The sequence below is a fragment of the Bacillus sp. OK048 genome (genome assembly GCF_900103525.1).
In the GTDB taxonomy this organism is placed as follows: Bacteria; Bacillota; Bacilli; order Bacillales; family Cytobacillaceae; genus Neobacillus.
In genome coordinates this window covers 221,057-243,650 of sequence record NZ_FNHN01000001.1, presented here as the reverse complement: position 1 = coordinate 243,650, position 22,594 = coordinate 221,057, and the positions used below count along the sequence as shown (strand labels likewise).

15 protein-coding genes and 1 pseudogene are annotated in these 22,594 nt (G+C 39.8%); 10 read left to right on the top strand and 6 right to left on the bottom strand.

The features are described from left to right. Window positions 1-336 precede the first annotated feature (336 nt). Entirely contained in the window at window positions 337-1,095 is a 759-nt protein-coding gene (locus BLR86_RS01230) for a response regulator transcription factor (RefSeq protein WP_090757830.1), read from the top strand. 331 nt (window positions 1,096-1,426) lie between these two features. Next, entirely contained in the window at window positions 1,427-5,176 is a 3,750-nt protein-coding gene (locus tag BLR86_RS01225) for a hypothetical protein (RefSeq protein ID WP_090757829.1), read from the top strand. A gap of 111 nt (window positions 5,177-5,287) precedes the next feature. Here BLR86_RS01225 and BLR86_RS01220 read toward each other — a convergent pair whose 3' ends face one another. Continuing rightward, window positions 5,288-5,479 carry a hypothetical protein gene (locus BLR86_RS01220; RefSeq protein WP_368086744.1) on the bottom strand — a complete coding sequence of 64 codons (192 nt, stop codon included), beginning with the start codon at window positions 5,477-5,479 and terminating at the stop codon, window positions 5,288-5,290. Window positions 5,480-5,840: 361 nt separating this feature from the next. Here BLR86_RS01220 and BLR86_RS01215 point away from each other — a divergent pair, with 361 nt between their 5' ends. The 5 genes from BLR86_RS01215 to BLR86_RS01195 all read left to right on the top strand — a co-directional run bounded on the left by BLR86_RS01215 (window position 5,841) and on the right by BLR86_RS01195 (window position 10,902). Continuing rightward, entirely contained in the window at window positions 5,841-7,028 is a 1,188-nt protein-coding gene (locus BLR86_RS01215; RefSeq protein ID WP_090757828.1) for a branched-chain amino acid ABC transporter substrate-binding protein, read from the top strand. A gap of 84 nt (window positions 7,029-7,112) precedes the next feature. Further along, entirely contained in the window at window positions 7,113-8,099 is a 987-nt protein-coding gene (locus BLR86_RS01210; RefSeq protein ID WP_090757827.1) for a branched-chain amino acid ABC transporter permease, read from the top strand. Between the two features lie 9 nt (window positions 8,100-8,108). Continuing rightward, window positions 8,109-9,410 (top strand): branched-chain amino acid ABC transporter permease, encoded by a 1,302-nt coding sequence (locus BLR86_RS01205; protein WP_090757826.1) that lies wholly within the window; start codon window positions 8,109-8,111, stop codon window positions 9,408-9,410. Window positions 9,411-9,414: 4 nt separating this feature from the next. Then, complete coding sequence (locus BLR86_RS01200; protein WP_090757825.1) at window positions 9,415-10,191, top strand: ABC transporter ATP-binding protein; 777 nt, start codon at window positions 9,415-9,417, stop codon at window positions 10,189-10,191. A gap of 9 nt (window positions 10,192-10,200) precedes the next feature. Beyond that, the gene (locus BLR86_RS01195) at window positions 10,201-10,902 is read left to right on the top strand and encodes an ABC transporter ATP-binding protein (protein ID WP_090757824.1); all 702 of its coding nucleotides are present in this window, start codon (window positions 10,201-10,203) and stop codon (window positions 10,900-10,902) included. A gap of 120 nt (window positions 10,903-11,022) precedes the next feature. On the opposite strand, the gene katG is transcribed toward BLR86_RS01195, so the two are convergent. Next, entirely contained in the window at window positions 11,023-13,248 is a 2,226-nt protein-coding gene (katG, locus tag BLR86_RS01190; RefSeq protein ID WP_175492754.1) for a catalase/peroxidase HPI, read from the bottom strand. A gap of 633 nt (window positions 13,249-13,881) precedes the next feature. On the opposite strand from katG, the gene BLR86_RS01185 reads away from it, so the two are divergent. Next, window positions 13,882-15,870 (top strand): oxidoreductase, encoded by a 1,989-nt coding sequence (locus tag BLR86_RS01185; RefSeq protein WP_090757823.1) that lies wholly within the window; start codon window positions 13,882-13,884, stop codon window positions 15,868-15,870. A 117-nt stretch (window positions 15,871-15,987) separates the two neighbouring features. Here BLR86_RS01185 and BLR86_RS01180 read toward each other — a convergent pair whose 3' ends face one another. Then, complete coding sequence (locus BLR86_RS01180; RefSeq protein WP_090757822.1) at window positions 15,988-16,839, bottom strand: LysR family transcriptional regulator; 852 nt, start codon at window positions 16,837-16,839, stop codon at window positions 15,988-15,990. Between the two features lie 138 nt (window positions 16,840-16,977). On the opposite strand from BLR86_RS01180, the gene BLR86_RS01175 reads away from it, so the two are divergent. Both BLR86_RS01175 and BLR86_RS01170 read left to right on the top strand, forming a co-directional pair. Then, a complete protein-coding gene (locus BLR86_RS01175) occupies window positions 16,978-17,943 on the top strand; it encodes a DMT family transporter (protein ID WP_090757821.1) in 966 nt (321 codons plus the stop codon). Between the two features lie 338 nt (window positions 17,944-18,281). Beyond that, window positions 18,282-18,989, top strand: a pseudogene (locus tag BLR86_RS01170) (MFS transporter); the annotation flags it as partial. Window positions 18,990-19,808: 819 nt separating this feature from the next. On the opposite strand, the gene BLR86_RS01165 reads toward BLR86_RS01170, so the two are convergent. Genes BLR86_RS01165 through BLR86_RS01155 form a run of 3 tightly spaced genes read right to left on the bottom strand, consistent with a single transcriptional unit; the run spans window position 19,809 to window position 22,383 of the window. Continuing rightward, window positions 19,809-20,594 carry an ABC transporter permease gene (locus tag BLR86_RS01165; protein ID WP_090757820.1) on the bottom strand — a complete coding sequence of 262 codons (786 nt, stop codon included), beginning with the start codon at window positions 20,592-20,594 and terminating at the stop codon, window positions 19,809-19,811. 2 nt (window positions 20,595-20,596) lie between these two features. Next, entirely contained in the window at window positions 20,597-21,388 is a 792-nt protein-coding gene (locus tag BLR86_RS01160) for an ABC transporter permease (protein WP_090757819.1), read from the bottom strand. Next, on the bottom strand, window positions 21,385-22,383 hold the full coding sequence (locus BLR86_RS01155) for an ABC transporter ATP-binding protein (RefSeq protein WP_090757818.1): 999 nt from the start codon (window positions 22,381-22,383) through the stop codon (window positions 21,385-21,387). The genes BLR86_RS01160 and BLR86_RS01155 overlap by 4 nt, the downstream gene beginning before the upstream one ends. Window positions 22,384-22,594: the final 211 nt, after the last annotated feature.

Genomic DNA, 22,594 nt, shown 5'->3' with positions numbered 1-22,594 from the left:
GCATTGACAGATAATTTAAAAATAATATGATAGTATCAAAGATTTGGAATTTCATAGACAAGATTGGGATTGTCTGCAAAAGATATCTATGAGTAATAAAAACCTTCCAATCATCATTCTAGCCTAATTGAAACCGATTAGGCTTAACAGCAGTATTACGTCAAGTTGAAAGCGCTTCAAAATAAATTAAACCTGTTTTGCGGCGATTGCTGGGGTCAACTCGTCTGAATATTACATGGATAATATTTTGATTTACGAAATTTTAGTGTTCCAAAGAAGCGCTGTTGATATCAAATTGCCGTTTCTGCCCCTGTAATGAATTAGGAGGCATGAGAAATGAAAAAAATATTACTTGTAGACGATGAAAGATGGGTAAGGACCGCCATCAGACGGACTATCGAAAAGACTGGTCTGCCGGTTATGGTCTGCCACGAAAGCAGCAATGGTTCAGAAGCGCTGCACTGGCTGAAAACCAATCATGCCGACCTGATTATGGTGGATATTCGGATGCCTGTCATGGATGGCTTAACATTCTTGGAGCAATTCCGTTCGGTCAATCAAAGACAAGCCGTTATGATGATTAGCGGTCACGATAATTTTTCCTATGCCCAGCAATCACTAAGGGCAGGTGTATTCGATTATTTGCTAAAGCCAGTAGAAGTTGAAGAAATGACAGTCTGTTTAGAAAGATGGCTCAATCCTTGTGTGGATTTCGTTGAGCAGACTGAAGGGAAAGAGAATCCATATCCATTGGAAAAGTCCACCGTAGAACATGTGGTAGAGTTCATCAAATCCAGGGTGCCAGGTGAAGTGACCTTGACAGAGGCAGCAAAGGAGGTGCACTTGAATTCAAGCTATTTAAGCCAGCTATTTAAGCGCCAAATGAATCAAAATTTTTTTGATTATGTCCAGCAATTGCGTATGGACGAAGCGGAGCGGCTGCTCACACGCACATCTCTTAGAATAACGGAAATAGCCCATCGTCTCGGCTATGCGGATTTATCATATTTCAGCAGCACATTTAAAAGGATAAAAAGAAAAACACCTTCGGAGTTTCGCAAATCGTTTCAACGCGGCAAGGTCAGTGTAGAATAAATTGCGCAGCGGGTAATGACAACGGACACATCCAATCTCTTAAAGCCAGGGGCATGACCTGGATTTTTCTTTTTCCAGCGACCTCTAAGTCAGACTGGTCCCATCCCCTGTGTGCCATTTCACCCATTTCTTTATAACATCCAGATAATCTAAAAATTCCTAAAATATATATAAAAACTACCCCTAATGGCACAGCGGTATCTACTATACAATCATTGTATACGACCTCTAAGAAGGACCAAACAATTCTATGGCTGTTCAGGAAGGAGGATGTAAACCAGAACATAAGCGAGGAAATATCTGGTTAAATAAACAATAAGGGAGTGGAAGGATGACAAACATAGTGAAAAAGGGATTTTCAGCAATGGTTTTTGTGGTGCTCTTATTTTCGACTGTATTAGCCTCTCTAGGGGCAGGCTTTCCCGTAGCCGCATCTGCTGCTGAAATCCAAGTAACAAAGGAGGGTCAACATAAAAGCGATGGCAAGGTACCTGAAAAGCTTTCAATTTTACCATCAGATCAAGGCATAAATATTTTTGATGTCTCTAGTGATACGATTACGCTTACTTCGGGTGATACGTTTATTTATACAGTCGATACCCCTGAGAGTCAGGGGCGCACCACGTTAGAAATTAAAACAGTGGAGGAACTGTTCAAGCAAATTACTTCCAAAGCGGCTGTAACTCCAATATATGCCGTGAAAGATGCAAATGGGATAGTAAAACAACCGACAGATGCAATCAGCCAAGGTGATGTTCTAACCGTAAAGGCAGGAAAGGATTCCTACGATTATCAGATTAAAGTTATAAAAGGTGCCGTTCGCGGCAAGATGGAACTCGAAGACAACGAAATTACGGAAAAGACTGAATCGGATGTTGTATTGAATTTTTTTGCAGGTATGAGAAGTCCGGCAACAGAGGTGGTTATAAAGGTTCCAAAGGGCATCAATGCCACGATGGATAACACCACTGTAAATGTAATCGGCAGAGGGGAAGTCAAGCTTTCCGGGCTTGAGACACAGTCCATTGGCAGAGTCGGGGAAGGATATCGTTTCCAAAAAGTAGGGACGGTAAAGATTGATAACAACAAGGACGGCAGCCAGGCCATCACGTTCAAGGGTCTCGATTTAAGACCGGCAAATGGGGCAGATCTGCAAATCAGCTTTAAGGATGTTTCTATAAAAAAAGGCAGCTATCAGTTTGAGGCTTCCTACACGACCTCTGAACCGGAAGTATTACCTAGTCCATCATGCACTGTCAGCTTAAATGTGGTTAAAACGATAAGCAACTTTCATAGAGTTTTAGATAAGAGTCTAACATATAAGGAAAATAGCGATACTTACACGAAGGCTAAATTCCGCTGGACTGCTCCGAAGCATGCTGCCTTCATCAAGTTGATGCAGTCAACAGATAAGGGAACAAGCTGGACAGAAAGCAATGCAAAAGTGGAAAAACAAAGTGGAGAAGTTGAAGCTCAGAACCTGACTCCGAATACAGAGTACTTCTTTAGGCTCGACGTCACTGGCGGGGAGAACAACGGAGAATCAAATATTACTAAATTCTATACAGGAAAATTTAACGCCAGGCTTATGGGTGCAAAAGGTGACGGTACCGCTGATGATACAGAAGCCATTAATAAGGCGATTGCGTACCTTAATTCGATTGGCGGCGGCACGCTGCTGTTTGAGAATGGCACCTTTAATGTAAGAACTGTACATCTGCTAAGCAATGTCTATTTATATGTCAATAAAGATGCGACGATTGCCGCATTGAAAGGCGGAGACGCCCCTGAATCAGCTTATTTTTCAGATAAAGCTTATCGCTCGGGTACATCCCCTACAGACACAGGGCCATACCGGGATCCTGAAAATTACATGACAAAGCAGGATGTCGGCCACACATACTTTAGAAATAGTATGTTCTTCGGTGAAAGGGTCGACAATGTCAAAATTATTGGAAATGGACGAATTACCGGAAATGGTAATCTTGTGACTAGTGATGGTGTCATGAATAACGCACCTGATAATCGTACGGATAAGATGGTTACTTTAAAGCTAAGCACCAACTTTGAATTTGGCGGTTTAAATAATGGGCTTGATTTGTGGTATGAAGAGACTGATTCACCAACCACTGACGAGCCCTATTATATTAAAAGCATCGACAAAGACGGAAAAAATGAAGTGAAGCAAAGAGACATTAGTAATATGCTGAGAGTGGATAATGCTGGTCACTTTGCAATGCTGGCAACCGGTACGGACCATATCAACACGCACGACTTTTATTATGATAAAGGAAAAGGGGGACAGGCCAGGGACGTATTTGACTATATGGAAAGCAGCTATGTCACGGCTAAAAACATCTATGCTAAAGGTACTTCCGATGACATAGTCAAACCGGGCAGCGACTCTTCATTAGGGTTTACAAGACCTGCGACTGATTTTTATGTCCGCAATATTATTGGTGACACAAACTGTAATCTATTCCAGATTGGAAGTGAAACAGCAGACGACATCAGAAATGCTTATGTCGATAATATTTATGTATTAGCCGGAAATAAGGCGGGATTCTCGATTTCAACAAATGACGGCGCAACCGTTGAAAATATTTACTTGAATTCAGGCAAAACAGGGCCAATTCACCATGAGGCTCAGATGCGGCGCACCCGGGCACCATTCTTCATTTCGATCTCCAATCGGGGACGGGTGATTGGCGGACAAGCGCAGCGGATGAAATTCATGGAAAATGGTGTGCAGCGTGATGAATTGCTGAGCAACAATGTCAATATCGGCCATGTGAGAAACATTTACGTTAAAGATGTAAATATTGAACAGGTTTACCAGGGAAGTCAGTACGGCGACCCATCTAAGCGCTGGGTTCCTTACACCAATCAAAGTAAGGCAACACCGATTATTGCAGGTTATAAGGTTGGCGATGGAGGTCCAAAACTTCCGGATGGACGCAGTATCGGTTATATCGAGAATGTGAACTTTGAAAATGTGGATATTTTAGTAAAGGGCGGCAACAGTCTTGCCGATTCACATATCAGTCCTCCGGAGTTAGGTGTCGGCAAATACAACGTTGGCGACTTTGGCGTACAGCCTGCCTACGGATTCTGGGCAAGACATGTCGATGGTCTAACGTTTAAAAATGTAACGACTAATTTTGAGAAAAATGACGATCGTTATGCCTTCGTATTAGATGATGTTAAAAATGCGGTCCTCGACCAGTTGACAATGGTGAGAGGGGAAAATAACCCAAGTGTCATCCTGCTGAAAAACGCCAGCAATATTACCGTAAAGAATGCTGCTTTCTACAAGAATACTTGGGGCAATAAGTTGACACCGCTTGACGACATAGTAAATGCGACGGTGACTGATAATCAGGCTTATCCGCCGATTGTAAAGGATCCGCATAATATCTCGATTCAATTGAAACGGGATGTTCATAACAACATTACCAATCTGGATACAGAAGGTTATACCATTACTACAGTTTTAGGTACCACAGCAGTTGACTTGACCAGTCAAATTGAGTCAACGGATGGGACGGCACAGACTTACTCCGTCACCGGTTCCTCCGGCCAGCCAAAGACTTCAGGTGGGCTTGAAACGGGAGATATTCTGGTTGTGACCGCTGAAGACGGAACGACAAAGGCAAGTTATCGGATCACTGTTCCGCTTGAGATATTGATTGAAGGGGAGTCGCAAATCAATTCGGTTACTAAGAGTATCCCAAGTATTACACTCTCCACTTCATCAACGAATGGAATTTACTATTTACAGACCAATTCCGTACCAGTCGGAGAGTGGATTCAATTCAGTATCGATGTTCCTGCGGCAGGCACTTATGATGTGTCTTATCAATATAAGACCAATACATCAGGAAGGGCAACGGTTCAGGCATATGTAAATGGTGAAGCGATAGGGGAAGCGGTCAATCAACTTAGTTCAACGGCCAATCAATATATTCCTGTGGATTTAGACCAGGTGACATTCCCGGCTGCAGGGACCTATCCAATTCGGTTTCAAGCCACAAAAGCCGGCTCCATTGTGATTGATTATATAAAATTAACACGAAGGTAAGCGGCAGCTAAGGACTGAAGGTTGCAGGTGAACCCTTGCGTATTTTTAATCAATTTTGCAATTGCAAAAACCACTTCCTATAAGAACCTAGGGAAGTGGTTTTTGATGTTTTTAGAGTGAATTATGGATTTTACCCGTCTTTGCAACCTTCATCGCTTCTTTAATATACTCCGCTGATTGATGCAGACATTCAAGTTCTTGGGTATTAAGGGCAATTTCTAATTGCTGCTCCACACCACTTCTGCCGACGATGCATGGCATACTTAAGGCAACATCCCCATCGTATCCAAATTGTCCGTGCAGGGTAGAGCAATTTGCCGCTATCCGTAATTTGTATATAGCTGTTAAAGGTGCAATCCAGGTGGGGGTTTATCAGCTGTTTATTTGTGTTTAATATTGTTGCTTTTGTGCAGTTTTGTAAAAAGAAAGTTGTCATATATTACAAGGGGATTGTGGAAACTTGATAAAAACCATTAAATGCCTCTCAACCTTTGTGCCAGTCCAACATGATTTAGAAAAAACTATATATAAAGAAACTAGGAACAACCCTTTTTTTAACGGAAATAATATTCAGAAAATTAAAATAAATAATTCGTCCTATTTCTATGAACTGATAAATATATATAAAGGGGGCTTGTATAAAAAGATTATAGGGAGGGTCAACATGAAGTTAAAAAAATCGTTAGCTTTATTGTTATCAGGGGGTTTGGCGGTAGGTATTATTTTAGCAGGCTGCGGTGCAAAGTCTGGGACCGAAAAAAATGATTCAACGGTTATCAAAATCGCTACTCAGACCCCACTGTCAGGTGGAAGTGCAACAATTGGTGAAGCAATTAAGCTAGGGGCACAACTTAAATTAGACGAGGAAAAGGAAAAGTTTAAAGAATTAGGTTTTGGTTTACAGCTCGTACCTTATGATGATCAGGCAGATCCTAAAAAAGGGGTGGCCAATGCTCAATTGATAGGTTCAGATAAATCTGTATTGGCAGTTGTTGGTCACTTTAACTCTGGTGTCGCTATCCCATCCTCAGAGGTATATGAAAAATACGCTATACCAATGGTTTCACCAGCCAACTCAGCGACAGATGTTACGGATAGAAGATTAAAAACAGTCAACCGTATTGTAGCTCGTGATGATTTTCAAGGTCCGGCAGGTGCTGAATATGCGGTTAACACATTAAAGGCAAAGAAAATCTTTGTCGTTCAAGATAAAACAGCATATGGTACAGGGATTGCAGAAGCTTTTAAGAAAGCAGCTGAAGAAAAAGGAGCTGAAATTCTTGGGTTTGAAGGAATTACGGTTGGAGAAAAAGATTTTAATGGTGTCCTAAACCAGATTCTTTCCAAGAAGCCAGATTTAGTATACTTCGGAGGTATCTATTCAGAGGGTGGACTGCTAATTAAACAAGCGCGCGAAAAAGGCATTGATGTCCCATTTATGGGTGGGGATGGAATGGATTCTTCTACACTAGTTGAAATTGCTGGAGATGCAATTAAAAATACGTACATCACTTCGTTAGCAGGGGATTCTACTAAATCAGAAGAAGGTAAAAAGTTTATCGAAAAATACAAAGCAACATTTAATAAAAATACCGAATCCTACTCGGTATATGGCTATGATACGATGGGACTTGTTTTAAAAGCGATAGAGGATGCTATCAAAGGAAATGACAACAAATTGCCAACTCGAGAACAAGTAAGAGATGCTGTTCGCGGAGTGAAAGACTACCAAGGTGTGTTGACGAAAGTTAGCTTTGACGATAAAGGTGACAATGATTTTGCGAAAGTCTTTATTTATAGTTTTCCCGAAGCTAGCTACCCGGCACAATTCGTAGGTGAAGTTGGAAAATAAGAATTAATAGATAAGAAAGGGTATGACTCATTTTTGAAGTGGGAATACCCTTTCTTCTGTAAAATTGGGACAAGGAGGTAATATATGCTGAACGAATTGATCCAATCTATCCCGCAAGTCTTGATTGATGGTCTTACTTTAGGTACGGTCTATGCCGTTATTGCATTAGGGTACACAATGGTTTATGGCATATTGGAATTAATCAATTTTGCCCATGGAGAGATCTTTATGACAGGCGCTTTTATCGGTACAGCGATATTAATCATTTTGACAGGAATAGGATGGGTTTCAGCAGTGCCAGCGATAGTAATGCTGATTTTTGTTCTCTTATTAACTGCTATTTTGACAGGATTCATAGGGATGGGGATCGAAAGAGTAGCCTATCGGCCTTTGCGAAATGCACCAAGATTAATCCCACTCATCACGGCAATCGGTATTTCTTTTTTATTACAAGATATTGTGAGATTCATAGCTGAATTAAAAAAAGGCAATTTTATCGTAACAGGACCTAGTCTTTTTACAGATCAAATTTTGATTAAAGCCTCCTCGATAAGCTCCATTTTTAACGATGCATCGATTAAAACATCATTTGTTATTGTTCTAGTCACGGCGGTTGTAATGATGATTGGACTTGATCTATTTGTCAATCGAACAAAATGGGGAATGGCGATGAGAGCTGTCGCACAAGATCGAGAGACAGCTTCCTTAATGTCAGTAAATGTGAACAAGGTTATTTCCATTACGTTTTTTATTGGTTCCGCTCTTGGTGGGGCAACTGGAGTATTATTTGCCGTACAATACGGAACGATTGATCCTTATATTGGGTTCATTCTTGGATTAAAGGCATTTACTGCCGCGGTATTAGGCGGGATAGGAAATATCCGGGGTGCCATGCTGGGAGGTTTACTGCTTGGAGTAATGGAAATGTTCGCATCTGCCAATTTAACCCTTTTAACAGGTGGTATACTTGGTGCCGAATACAAAGATGTTTTTGCATTTGCTATCTTAATTATTGTATTACTTTTTAAACCGGAGGGCTTATTAGGCAAACCGGTTGCAGAGAAAGTGTAGGTGAGAAGAATGAAATCACTATGGAACAAATACAAACAAAACAAACTGTCACAAGGAATCTTTCTTCTCATTTACATCGGAGTCACATCGCTAAGTTTATTTATGGCACAAAGGTCAGTCACCGCCTTCCTGCTTTTATTATCTTCCCTGTTACTGCTATATTTTACAAATTTCAAAAACCTCACAAAATGGTTAATTGCGGGTATTGTTCTAGTTTTTTTACTCCCGTTCACTGCCAGTAATGGCGATGCCTATCAATCCTATATGGAAGTTGCCACACTTGTTGGAATCTATATATCGATGGCCCTTGGGTTAAATATTGTCGTTGGGATGGCAGGTCTGCTTGATTTAGGATTTGTCGCGTTCTTCGCGGTTGGAGCATACACTTATGGAATTTTTTCTACTGCTCAAGCAGCGAATTTTATGCCATTTGGAACGTTCCCCCTGCCAGGAGAAAGCTTTTGGATATTTATCTTAATCGGTTGTTTCGTAGCTGCATTATTTGGAATTCTACTTGGAATACCAGTCCTTCGGGTAAAAGGGGATTATTTAGCCATTGTTACGTTAGGATTTGGTGAGATTATTAGAATTATTTTTAATAACCTTGATCGCCCGATTAATATTACTAACGGTGCAATGGGAATTCCTTCTGTCACTCCACCTCGCTTGTTTGGAGTCGATTTTCTTTTTCCGAGCCAATTTTATTATATTGTACTCGTCATTCTACTATTTACGATTTTTACCGTTCGTCGTTTTGAACACTCAAAAATAGGACGATCGTGGAAAGCGGTTAGGGAAAATGAAATTGCTGCTCAATCGATGGGTGTCCCTTTAGTTCGGACAAAACTAATGGCGTTTGCGATTGGTGCATCCTTCTCTGGGATGATGGGTGTTGTCTTCGCTGCCAAACAAGCATTTGTAGATCCTACAAGTTTCACTCTACTTGAGTCGATTACGATTTTAGTAATGGTACTCTTAGGCGGGATGGGCAGTGTTCCTGGTGTTGTTCTCGGTGCAGCTGTTATGACGATCCTGAATCTACAGGTATTAACGGAAGTTTCAAATTGGTTGAATCAACTAAGCTTGTCTGGTGTCCTTTCGATTCCAGACGCACTCTCTCCGGCAAAAATGCAAAGATTAATCTTCGGCTTGCTATTAATCCTCTTTGCCTTGTATAGACCAAAAGGGCTTTTGCCAGCCAAAAATCATGTTTATGACGAAAAGGTTTTACAAGAAGGAAGTATTCAAGCTGACTTAGGGATTGCACCTGAACAAGCGCAAAACGAGAATATTGAAGCCAAAGAGGTGTAGCTACATGTCTATTTTAGAGGTTCGAAATTTAACGAAAAAGTTTGGCGGTCTTACAGCAAATCAAGATGTTTCAATGACAATTGAAAAAAACTCAATTACAGCCGTTATTGGACCTAATGGTGCTGGAAAAACGACCTTTTTTAATATGATTACAGGAATATATCAACCAACGTCAGGGGCAATATTACTTGAAAATGAAAAAATAAACGGATTAAAGCCACATGAGGTTTCGAAAAAAGGGATATGCCGAACCTTTCAAAACATCCGCTTATTTAATGAAATGTCCGTCCTAGAAAATGTTCTTGTCGGTATGCATACCCATTTAAAGGCTGGTCTTATGGGTATTTTATTCAATCTTCCTGCCATTCGAAAAGAAGAGAAATCCTCCGAAATAAAAGCGTATCAATTATTGGAATATGTTGGACTGGCTCATCTATTAAATGAAAAAGCTTGCAATCTAAGTTATGGCGCACAAAGAAGACTGGAGATCGCGAGGGCTCTAGCTTCCAAGCCAAAGATCATATTATTAGACGAGCCTGCGGCTGGCATGAATCCAAAAGAAACAAACGACCTTACACAACTTGTTAAGAGAATGAGACATGAATTCAATTTAACCGTTATCTTAATTGAACATGATATGAAGCTTGTTATGGAAATCTCAGAATATATCATTGTACTGGATCATGGAGAAAAAATTGCCGAAGGAAAGCCTGAAAACATCAGAAATAATCCGAAAGTTATCGAAGCCTACCTAGGTTCGGGAGCAGTTCATGTGGGATAGGAGGAAATTATGCTTCAATTAAAAAATATTGAAACTTATTATGGTGGTATACAGGCATTAAAGGGGATAGACATTTCAGTGGATAAAGGTGAAATTGTCACACTTATAGGAAGTAATGGCGCTGGAAAATCAACTACTTTAAAATCGATAAGTGGACTAGTGAAGGTGAAGACAGGAAAAATTGTCTATAAAGGAACGGAAATCGCAAACAAGCCAGCCCACGAAACGACCATATTAGGTATTGCTCATGTCCCTGAAGGCAGAAGGATTTTCTCGAGACTTACAGTCAAGGAAAATTTACTTATGGGATCTTTTTCAGTAAAAAATAAAAGTGTGATCAATGAGAGATTAGAAAGAGTGTTCCACTATTTCCCTAAGCTAAAAGATCGACTCGAGCAAAAAGGCGGCACGATGAGCGGAGGGGAACAGCAAATGCTTGCCATCGGCCGAGCCCTTATGATGGAACCAAATTTATTAATGCTTGACGAGCCTTCAATGGGGCTTGCTCCCATTATTGTTGAACAAATATTTGAAATCATAAAAGAACTTAATCAAGAAGGTTTAACCATTTTACTCGTGGAACAAAATGCTTATCAAGCGTTGCAAATTGCCCATAGGGGATATGTTATTCAAACAGGAGAAATTAAACTTCAAGGAAACGGCTATGATTTGATTAAGAATGAAGAAGTCAGGGAAGCATACTTAGCTTAAGATAAACGATTATTATTCCAATCACTTTGTAAAAATAAAAAACGCTTTTTTGCTTAATTGTTGATTCCTTTCACAAAAAGTAACCGCCGTTGGTTTGACGGCGGTTACTTCTTACATTTATTATCTACCAGTTAATTGAGCTTTCTTAAGGTCAACCGCCTTAAGATCAAAGCGATCTGCATTCATTACTTTGACCCAAGCAGCGATAAAGTCATGGACAAATTTCTCCTTGTTATCATCTTGAGCGTATACTTCTGCAATGGCACGCAGGACGGAGTTTGAACCAAATACCAGGTCCACTCTAGTTGCTGTACGCACAACTTCACCTGTTTTACGATCACGTCCTTCATAGACGTTTTCGCTTGCAGGCTTCCATTCCACACCCATGTCAAGCAAGTTAACAAAAAAGTCATTCGTGAGTTTGCCAGCACGATCAGTGAAAACGCCGTGCCCAGTGCCGCCATAGTTTGTATCGAGAACGCGCAAACCACCAATAAGTACAGTCATTTCTGGTGCAGTAAGATTTAAGAGTTGAGCTTTATCGATCAGTAGCTCTTCAGGACTTACAATATACTGTTTCTTTTGATAGTTGCGGAACCCATCTGCAACAGGCTCAAGCACATCAAAGCTTTCTGCATCTGTTTGCTCTTGGGTTGCATCGCCACGTCCAGGAGCAAAAGGAACCTTCACATCAAAGCCAGCGTCTCTTGCTGCTTGTTCGATTGCTGCACAACCGCCGAGTACAATTAAATCAGCCATGCTGATGTTCTTATCCAACTCTTTCTGTATGCCTTCTAGTACATGAAGGACTTGTGCTAGTTGTTCCGGCTGATTCACTTCCCAATCCTTCTGTGGAGCAAGACGGATGCGGGCACCATTAGCACCACCACGATGATCAGAGCCACGATAGGTACTTGCAGAAGCCCAAGCAGTGGTTACTAGTTTGCTGATTGTAAGTCCAGAGTTTAGGATTTTTGCTTTAATCTCAGCAATATCAGCATCTGTTAATTCATAATTTCCAGCCGGCACAGGATCTTGCCAGATGAAATCTTCTTCTGGTACTTCTGGACCTAGGTATCTTGCCTTAGGACCCATGTCACGGTGTAATAGTTTGAACCATGCCCGTGCAAATACATCTGCAAACTCCTCTGGGTTCTCATGGAATCGACGCGAAATCTTCTCGTATATTGGATCATAACGTAATGCCATGTCAGCCGTAGTCATCATCGTTGGAACTTTAATAGTCGGATCTTCTGCATCAGGTGCAAGATGCTTCTCATCTGCATCTACAACATGCCATATCCATGCACCTGCGGGACTCTTTGTAAGCCACCATTCATATCCAAATAATAGATCGAAGAAACCATTATCCCACTGTGTTGGATTAGCAGTCCATGCTCCTTCAATACCGCTGCCAATCGTATCACGACCTTTACCACTACCGTAAGAACTTTGCCAGCCTAATCCTTGTAGTTCAATTGGAGCAGCCTCTGGCTCTGGTCCAACATGGGAAGCATCTCCTGCGCCGTGTGCCTTACCAAACGTATGACCACCTGCTATTAATGCAACTGTTTCTTCATCGTTCATTCCCATACGTGCAAAGGTTTCACGAATGTCACGACCCGACGCAATTGGATCTGGTTTACCGTTTGGACCTTCTGGGTTCACATAGATAAGCCCCATTTGAACAGCAGCAAGTGGATTCTCAAGGTCGCGATCGCCTGTATAACGATTATCACCTAGCCATTCGGTTTCAGTACCCCAATAGACGTCTTCTTCCGGATGCCAAATGTCTGCGCGTCCTGCACCAAAACCTATTATTGGACCGCCCATATCTTCAATAGCCACATTACCTGCTAGAACAAGTAAGTCAGCCCATGAAATCTTGTTCCCATACTTTTGCTTTATCGGCCATAGGAGACGTCGAGCTTTATCAAGGCTAACGTTGTCAGGCCAACTGTTAAGTGGAGCAAAACGCTGGTTACCAGTCCCACCACCACCGCGGCCATCACCTGTACGGTACGTACCAGCAGCGTGCCAAGACATACGGATAAAGAATGGGCCATAATGTCCATAGTCAGCTGGCCACCAATCTTGACTTTCTTTCATTAGATTGCGAAGATCTTGCTTAAAAGCATCGTAGTCTAACTTCTTAAATTCCTCTGCATAATCAAAGTTTTCTCCCATAGGGTTAGATTTTCTATCATGCTGATGGAGAATATTCAAGTTTAACGCGTTTGGCCACCAGTCTCGATTTGACGTACCACTTGATTTTGTACTAGTAGCACTACCGTGAAACGGGCATCCATTCATTGATCCATTGTCTTTAGCATCCAAAATTTTCATCTCTCCTTCTATGTAAGTGTAATACTATATAACTATGTATCTAGTTTTAAAAACGTAGATACAATAATTATTAAAAATGATTCGAAAAATTGAAACTAGAGAATGAGGATAAATATATTTTAGCAACAAGTATAGCTACTATGCTTATAAAAGGAGTACTAATTTATGAAGTTCCATAGGAAAATGAATAAAATCTAAGCAGAAGAAGTAATGCTGACATAATTGCAAAGGATAATTAAAAATTTAAAATATTTTCATATATTACCATTATAATGAATGAAAAGGAGATTATGCAAGTTATAGGGATATTCCTTCAGAAAACTAGAATAAGATATTTCGTTTTTAGAGGAAAGGCTAAGCTTTTGACAGATTACTGGCGAGTAATGGAAATTAGTTGTGGATAGCGGGAAATTAGTTGCGGATAGCAGGAAATACTGGTGAATGGCAGGAAATACTGGCGGATGGATCATTCCGGACTTATTTTCATAAACTTCACACGCAATTTTGTCACGAAACTATCAAATGAAGGCACAATAATTTCTGTCAATCACCTTTATAATAAATATAGGAAATATTTCCTGTATTTATTTTTGTGAAATATTTCACAAATCAGTATGAACGGGAGGTTTCAAAATGCATTACCCAAACATATTCAAAGAAGGTAAAATAGGCAATTTAACACTAAAAAACAGAATTGTTATGCCCCCAATGGGAACGAATCTAGCAGGTCCGGAAGGGGAAGTCACTGATCAACTCATTGCTTATTATGAAGAAAGGGCAAAGGGTGGAACGGGGTTACTTATTGTTGAATTTACCTGTATCGATTATGAATACGGGAAAGGATTTATTAGGCAATTAAGGCTGGACGATGATCGCTTCATTCCAGGGATACACCGTGTAGCAAATGCAGTACATAATTATGGAGCAAAGGTTTTTGTACAAATCCATCATGCAGGCAGACAGTCAAATTCCTCATTAATTAATGGGAAACAAATTGTTGCACCAAGTACCGTTGCCTGTGCTGCAGTAGGTGAAGAACCTCGGGAACTAACGACTGCAGAAGTAAAAGAGTTAGTAAATAAATTTGTTCAGACCGCGATAAGATGTCAGCAGGCTGGCATTGATGGCGTTGAAGTTCACGCTGCCCATGGTTATTTAATTAACCAGTTCTTAAGCCCAGAGGCAAATGTACGATCGGATGAATATGGGGGAAGCTTCGAGAATCGAATGAGATTTATCGAAGAAATCATTGTCGGTATTAAAGAAAAGTGCGGTAAAGATTACCCTGTCACTGTTCGTGTCAATGTGGATGACTTTACAGAAGAAGGAATAGATTTACAGTTAGGTAAGAATATATGCCGGTACCTAGAAAAACTAGGAGTAGATGGACTGCATATTAGTTGTGGAACCTATGACTCTATGGACAAAATAATTGAATCTCCGTTATTTGAACAAGGTTGGAGAGTCTACCTGGCAGAGGAGATAAAAAAAGAAATAACTATTCCAGTTATTACTGTTGGGTCCATCCGTGAACCACAATTTGTAGAAGATATTTTAGCGGAGGGAAAAGCCGACTTTGTGGCGATAGGAAGGGGGCTAATCGCTGATCCAGAGTGGGTAAACAAAACACTGGAAGGTCGCGAAGCTGAAATTAGAAAATGCATTAACTGTCTCCATTGTATCCATTCAGTAACGGGTAACTCGCACATTCTGTGTACCATCAATGCTAGAGCAGGCCGAGAACTAGAGTTTAAGGAATTGCAGTGCCTTCCTTCTGATGTAAAACGCCAGGTTGTAATCGTTGGTGGTGGACCGGGTGGAATGGAAACCGCACGAGTTCTATCATTAAAAGGCTATGCTGTAACTCTTTTTGAAAAGAATAATATGCTTGGTGGCCAATTACACCTTGTAACGGACCCAACCTATAAAGAGAAAATGAACTGGCACATTAATTACCTCAAGGATGAAATGAAACGTTTAAACATAGATGTTCGTATGAATACAGAGGCTACTGTTGATGAAATCACATCTATTAATCCTTATGCTGTTTTCTTAGCAACAGGTGGAAGACCGAAGCTCCCGCAAGTGGAGGGCGATGATTTAGATCATGTATATACGTATGAAGAAGTAAAATTACAGGAAAAAGTATTTACGAATAATAAAGTTACAGTGGTGGGAAGTGGTATGATTTGCCATGGTACGACTCGGCGCCTTGCAGAAGCGGGTAATCAAGTAACATATGTAGAGATTCCTACAAAAGCAAGCAAAAGAATTGGGCCAGAAACGAGATTAAGACTTCTTGATAAGCTTAAAACAGTAAATGTGAACATTGTTACGGACCACAAATTGGTAAAAATTCTTAAGGACACTATTATCGTGGAGGACTTGGTTTCTGGAAAGCATTTAGAAATGGAATCAGAGTATATCGTGGTGGCAATGGGTGTTGAGGCATATAATCCATTAGAGGAAACAGTTAGGAAGCAGATGGAAAATGTGTTTGTTATAGGAGATGCAGCAGGCTTTGCTTCCCTAGGTGATGCTACACGTGAGGGCTTTGAAAAGGCATATTCTCTTGAATTCCTTGTGACAAACAAGGAAGAATTGGAAATGCATTCAGTTTGATTTGGAGATTAGTAACAAACTATAAATCTTAAAATAAGTGCCTGCACTACTCGTAATTTGTCGAATTCGCCTCGACAGATTCGTGTTGTGAAAGGCACTTTTTATTTATTTATTTATTTATTTATTTGACTCAATAGTTTCGATAAATTTTTCAATTGTGGGTGATAAGTAAGTATCGGCTCTTCTGATAAAAACCGTCCTTATCTTACTGTATTGCTCTGGAACCTTGTGAAATTTAATAAGTCCGTCCTTTTCCAATTGTTTCACTTCCGACTTTGGAACGAATGCAACGCCAAGTCCCATAGCAGTACTCCGCAAAATGGTTTCTAATGTACCGAATTCCATTATTTTCTTAGGGGCAATGTTTTGATCTTCATACCATTCTGCCAGACGTGCCCGGTATCCGCAGCCTTTGCTAAAACATAATATTGGTTCCTGTTTTACTTCTTCCAAAGTGGTAATACTTCTATCAGAAATTAAAACGAGCTCCTCCTGAAATACTTCATGTGATACAAGATCGGGATATACATCCATTTCTGTAATGAAAGCACCATCCAACTTATGATGTAAAACATCCTCTACTAATGTCTCGGTAACACCCGTAAATACAGACAAATCGACATCTTTATATTTTTTAATATAGCTAGACAAAATTTTTGGTAAATGAATGACGGTTTCTACTGTTCCAATTTCTAATTTTCCAGACGGTTCTTTATTCGTTTGAACAGCATTCTTCATTTCTTCCGTTAATAATAAAATTTTTTTACTATAGGTTAATAATTTTTTCCCCTCTGGTGTTAAACTCATACCTCGTCGATGGCGATTAAACAGCGGAGTGTTCATTTCAGCCTCTAATTTACGAATTCTTGATGTAATATTGGATTGCACATAATTCAACTCATTTGCTGCTGCTGTAATGGTTCCTTTATCTGCAACCAACTGAAAAATCTCAAGGTCTTTAAACTCCATTGTTAATCCCCCCATAAATTTTTCTCTATTCATATGATATCACAAAAAATGATAGGAAATCATCAATTAAAATGATTTTACAAGATATCAGAAAAGATAGATAATCAATCTACTATTAATACAGGGAGGCAGATGGACATGAGAAATAATGTAGTATGGGGGGCTTTTTTGTGTTTTATTGCTGCCGTTTCATGGGGAGCCATGTTTCCAGTCGCACATGCAGCTTTTAAGCATATTGATCCTTTTTATTTTACCATCATTCGTTATGGTGCTGTTACCATCATTTTGGTAGCGATGCTTTTCTGGAAAGAAGGAAAACAAGCTTTTCGATTTGAAGGCAAAGGTCTGCCATTATGGTTCTTTGGCACAATGGCATTTACCGTCTATAATCTATTTATCTTCTGGGGAGAAGATTTAATGGGAGAATCAGGAGTAATGGTTGCATCCATTATGGAGTCCTTAATGCCAATGATTTCCATTGTGATGATATGGTTGATTTTTAATAAACGCCCTTATTCATTCACTTTTATCTGTGTAATCGTGTCATTAATCGGTGCGATGTTTGTCATTACAAAAGGTAATATTCAAGCTTTTCTAGGTGCGACGGATGCGATTTTTCCTTCCATACTCATCTTTATTGCAGTCATTGGATGGGTTATTTACACAATGGGTGGGAGTAAGTTTAGGGGTTGGTCCGTTTTGCGGTATACAACGTTAAGCTGTTTACTTGGAACGATAACGGCGGCTGTGATAGTGACAGCAGCAACACTGTTTGGATATATATCTATCCCAACAGAAGAAGTGATGATAGCCACAAGTCCGCATTTACTGTTTATGATAGTATTTCCTGGTCTGATTGCACTGCTCGGTTGGAACATCGGTGTAAGTATTTTATCACCAATCAATGCACTTTTATTCATTAACTTTGTTCCCGTTACCACACTCGTAATTTCGATTTATCAAGGCAATGATGTAACGATGTTTGACATTTTAGGAACTGCCTTAATCATTCTTTCACTTCTTGCTAATAATATTTTTGTAAGGTTGCAAAAGAATGGATACAAGCGGCTTGTTCCAACTAAATTGCGGGAATGGGTATCTTGATTTCTAGTGCTTCCCACGATGGAAAAATAATTATTTAAGAAAAGGCTATCAAAACGGTAGCCTTTTTGTTATGGAGCTAACCGAATAGTTAAAAGTTGCTTGTACGTTCATTCATAGATTTTAATTCTCGAAAAAAACGAACGATAAATAAAATTTAATAATTAATGTTCGTGTTTAATGGAGAATATTTACTTGAAATAGGTATAAATATAAGGTATTATAGTCAAAAGACAAACGATGAGGAGTTGTGATAAGTGTTTGGTTCCCATTCAAAAAAGGTAATGTTACTTGGATCAGGAGAACTTGGAAAAGAGACAATCATCGAGGCGCCCAAAGCTGGTTGGGTACCTAAGGGGTTAGAAGCAGCAGGAAAAAAATCAGGCGGTATGAAACTAAAAGAAGATCTGCAACAGTTAACCGCCAACGAGGCAGTCAGAACAAGACAGTTTTGGGCCCTATGGATTATGTTATTTATCAATATTACTTGTGGAATCGCAATTCTTTCTGTTGCATCGCCTATGGCACAAGAGCTAGTAGGTATGTCAGCAGCTGGGGCAGCAGCAATGGTTGGAATCATGGGGTTATTTAACGGTGGTGGACGGATTGTTTGGGCTACCATTTCGGATTATATCGGAAGACCAAATGTGTACACGTTAGTCTTTGCTTTTCAAATTGTTGCCTTTTTCATGCTTCCAAATATTACAGTTGGAATTATATTTTCTATTATTGTTTATATGATCATGACCTGTTATGGAGGAGGTTTTGCATCCATACCAGCCTATATCGGTGATTTGTTTGGAACCAAGCAGCTTGGGGCTATTCATGGATATATTTTAACGGCATGGGCAGCAGCCGGTCTAGCTGGACCGATCTTTGTATCCTGGGTAAGGGAAACAACAGGAAGCTATCATGGGACATTAGTCATTTTTTCAGGAATTTTTATTATAGCTCTAGCGGTTTCACTCCTCATTCGTCTTGATATCAAGAAATTAAGGACCATGAGCGAAAATCGAATGATCAAAAATGCCGAAATCTTTAGGAAGTGAAGTTGTATCATATTAAAGGGTTCAGTTTGAGGTGCTTTTCTTAAAATACGTGCAGAAATGACAGTCGTATTGGATCCTTATTGGTAAATAAAAAGTTAAACACTCTATAGCCAATTGGCGAGATTCTTTATTAGGAATAACGTAAAATAAGCGGAGAGTTTCCGGTTAAATGCAGAATAGAGCTCGTTTTGGGGAAAATAAGGGGAGGTTTTCCGGTTATGCAATGCAAAATCCCTCATTTTAATATTTTTCGAGTCAATAGGTGGAATCTCTCCGTCTATTTAAGCTGTTTTTAATAATAATTACAAAATAGGCGGAATTTGGAGACTGTCGATTAATTAGGCAAGTGAAATTTAGCAACCCCAATTTAATGAAATTGTGACCAAATATTTGCTTTTTTAGCTACTTTTTATAGTTTTTTATATCTATTTAAGCAAAAAATAGTTGGAATCTTCGTTTTCTAAAAGGTTAAATGAGTTAATCGACAGTCTCATTTGTCCGCCTATTTATCAGCTCGGGTAATTAACCTGCCCCCCAACCGATAAGTGCAGACCCTCTGGGTTCTTGATGCGGGATCAACAGCTTTTTATCGAACAGCTTATAAGAATATGGAAATTGACCATGGAGAAAAGTAAGATTTTGCTTCAACCAAGGAGCCAGGAACCATCCTCATAATGGAAAGTTCCTGGCTTTTTTTTGGGATTATTCTAGTTTGAAAATTATTTGGTTTGTGGCTGGCACTTAGTTGCCCTTTACTAGCTCCAGTACAAGAACAATTAATCAATAATGTAGCATGCTGAATCCATACTAAGTCAAAGGTTAATTCCCAGCGCCACGGTATTTTTTTACGCCCGCATTCCAAAGAAAAATCGCAATCCCGAAGAAGAGGATTCCCATAACGGGTGTAAAAAAGGCATAGCCAATCCATTCTTCTCTATTTAAAAAGTAGGATGCAGGATAGACACCGACAAAAGCGAAAGGTAAGATCCACGTTAACACAAATTGAATAACTTTATTGTAAATATTCACAGGGTAGCGGCCGTAATTGCTGATATTGTACATCATTGGCATTATATCGGTACGGCTGTCAGACCAAAAGCCAATCGTTGCGAGAGCAATAAATATACCGGCATAAATTAAAGCCCCGCCTATCACCATGATGATAAAGAACAAAACATCATACCACGCAAATGTTAAGCCTTGATGTGCAGCTGAATACCCCATAATCACTATGCCAGTAATCACCCCGAATAATGATTCAAGCTCCATTCGTTCCATGATAATTTGGAATAGGCTGTGAACCGGGCGAGTTAGGACACGGTCCATTTCTCCTTTGACAATATAGCGTTCATTAAAGTCCCATATATTAAAAAAGGACGAAAATAAGGCATAAGGAACAAGGAAAAATCCATAAATAAAAATGATTTCATCTCGATTCCAGCCGCCTAAAGCGGCAGTATGGCGAAAAACAATTAAAATAAAAATTAAATTGACGGCTTGAGACAATAAATCAGAAAAAATTTCAACTGCCGTATCGACACGATAAGTGAGCCTAGTTTTTAAATATTGCGAGGCATATTGAAAGAACAATGATATTTGAAACATTGTCAGCCCCCTTGTACAATTAAGTGTTTTTTAGCTAGCATCCATAAAAGTCGGATCGGAATTAGTAAGATGAAAACCCAAAATGCTTGCGAGAGCAAAGCATTATAAATCTCCTGTCCAACAAAGCCTTCTGTAAAAATCATACTAGGAACATAACTGATCGCCTGAAAAGGCAAATAGGACATTACAGATTGAGCCCAGTCTGGATAAAAGGAAATAGGGAGGAGCAAACCTGAGAATAAATCAATGACAACACGTTTTGCTCGAATCAATCCTGAGTTATTAAATAAAAAAAACGTCATCATTCCCGTTAATAGGTTGATATGTGTATTGACAATAAAACTAAAAATGAGCGAGACAAAGAAAAACATCCACGTTGTTAAGCTAGCATCAAACCTGACTGGAAAAATCAAGGCAACGATGATCATACCTGGGACAGAGAAAAATAATAAACGAAAGATTCCTTCTCCCAGTGCCTGCATGGTTTTCATCCCTAAATAATTATAGGGACGAATCATTTCAATCGCGACTTTGCCATCTTTAATTTCAGCCGCTATTTCACGATCAATATTGTTATAATAAAACGCTCTTGCCATCCAGGCGACTGCCACATAGGTGGTCATTTGAATGACTGATAATCCTTGAATTTCTTCTTTCCCTCCGTAAATCGCAGACCATAAAAAATAGTAGGCTCCAATATTGATGCTGTAAATTAGGATTCCACTATAATAGTTTGTCCGATAGGCGAGCATCATTAAAAAACGAACCCGAATCATTTCCACATACATACTCATGTGAGGGCCATTCCTTCTTCATAAATCTTGCGGACAATCTCTTCAGTCGAAACCTCATTAATTCGAACATTTTTAATCGGATTTCTTTGTATGACATCACTAATTAATTGAGAGACCAGTTGTTCATCGCCATTGATAACCCCAAGCCAGGTTGTCGCGTCCTTTTGTTCCCATAGAATATTTCCGGTACCAGGCAGGCTGCTGCGAGAGATTTCTGACAAAAATTCGAATTCGATTTGTTTTCCTTCAACGGCATGTGCTTGAAGCTGATTCAGCTTACCGTCATAGATGATTTTTCCTTCATCTAATAACACCACTCGTTCACAAAGGGCTTCAATATCCGTTAAGTCATGTGTCGTTAAAAGAATGGTTGTTTTATATTCCTCGTTAATTTCCTGCAGAAACTTACGAATTTTTAATTTCACTAAAACATCTAGTCCAATCGTTGGCTCGTCTAAAAAGAGGAGCGGAGGATTGTGTACGAGAGCGGCGGCTAATTCGCAGCGCATCCGTTGTCCAAGGGACAGCTTTCGTACCGGTTTATCTAGTAATGGACCGATTTCTAACGTCTCTATCACATGTCCCATATGACGGTTATAGTCCTCATCGGAAACACGGTATACTTTTTTTAATAACCGGAAGGACTCTTGAACGGCAATATCCCACCATAGCTGTGACCGCTGACCGAACACAACGCCAATGGTTCGCACGAATTCTTCTCGCTGCTTATGGGGGTTCATCCCATTTACGATAATGGAACCTGAAGTAGGTGTCAAAATTCCGGTTAACATTTTAATCGTCGTTGATTTACCAGCTCCGTTCTCGCCAATATAGCCAACCATTTCCCCTTGTTTAACTGTTAAGGAAATAGTATCCACAGCGGCATGGACTTTATAATTTCTTGTAAATAAGTCTCGAAAAGCTCCAGCCAAACCTGGCCGGCTTGAATAGGAGTTAAATTCTTTCCGTAAATCTTGAACCTCAATGACATTCATTTCGTTTCCTCCTAGGAGTTTAAAAAGAAAAACCTGATATTGAAAACGGTCTTACCAATCTTAAATAATAACGTTCGCTGGTTGTTCATGCAAGTAAGGTGCACTTTTTGAAAACCGGAGGGACGGTTCGCCTGGCTTTTTTTGCATTGGAAAAAGCCGCAAACCGGTGGGTCTGCTGGTAAATGGAGGAAATTGCCGAGTACCATATAGA

What these genes read in the sequence shown, in the direction of transcription:
- BLR86_RS01200 (WP_090757825.1), top strand. Translation starts at nt 9,415, where the DNA reads ATGTCTATTTTAGAGGTTCGAAATTTAACGAAAAAGTTTGGCGGTCTT.
- BLR86_RS01225 (WP_090757829.1), top strand. Translation starts at nt 1,427, where the DNA reads ATGACAAACATAGTGAAAAAGGGATTTTCAGCAATGGTTTTTGTGGTG.
- BLR86_RS01215 (WP_090757828.1), top strand. Translation starts at nt 5,841, where the DNA reads ATGAAGTTAAAAAAATCGTTAGCTTTATTGTTATCAGGGGGTTTGGCG.
- BLR86_RS01175 (WP_090757821.1), top strand. Translation starts at nt 16,978, where the DNA reads ATGAGAAATAATGTAGTATGGGGGGCTTTTTTGTGTTTTATTGCTGCC.
- BLR86_RS01195 (WP_090757824.1), top strand. Translation starts at nt 10,201, where the DNA reads ATGCTTCAATTAAAAAATATTGAAACTTATTATGGTGGTATACAGGCA.
- BLR86_RS01165 (WP_090757820.1), bottom strand. Translation starts at nt 20,594, where the DNA reads ATGTTTCAAATATCATTGTTCTTTCAATATGCCTCGCAATATTTAAAA.
- BLR86_RS01210 (WP_090757827.1), top strand. Translation starts at nt 7,113, where the DNA reads ATGCTGAACGAATTGATCCAATCTATCCCGCAAGTCTTGATTGATGGT.
- BLR86_RS01205 (WP_090757826.1), top strand. Translation starts at nt 8,109, where the DNA reads ATGAAATCACTATGGAACAAATACAAACAAAACAAACTGTCACAAGGA.
- BLR86_RS01185 (WP_090757823.1), top strand. Translation starts at nt 13,882, where the DNA reads ATGCATTACCCAAACATATTCAAAGAAGGTAAAATAGGCAATTTAACA.
- BLR86_RS01230 (WP_090757830.1), top strand. Translation starts at nt 337, where the DNA reads ATGAAAAAAATATTACTTGTAGACGATGAAAGATGGGTAAGGACCGCC.
- BLR86_RS01180 (WP_090757822.1), bottom strand. Translation starts at nt 16,839, where the DNA reads ATGGAGTTTAAAGACCTTGAGATTTTTCAGTTGGTTGCAGATAAAGGA.
- BLR86_RS01160 (WP_090757819.1), bottom strand. Translation starts at nt 21,388, where the DNA reads ATGAGTATGTATGTGGAAATGATTCGGGTTCGTTTTTTAATGATGCTC.
- katG (WP_175492754.1), bottom strand. Translation starts at nt 13,248, where the DNA reads ATGAAAATTTTGGATGCTAAAGACAATGGATCAATGAATGGATGCCCG.
- BLR86_RS01155 (WP_090757818.1), bottom strand. Translation starts at nt 22,383, where the DNA reads ATGAATGTCATTGAGGTTCAAGATTTACGGAAAGAATTTAACTCCTAT.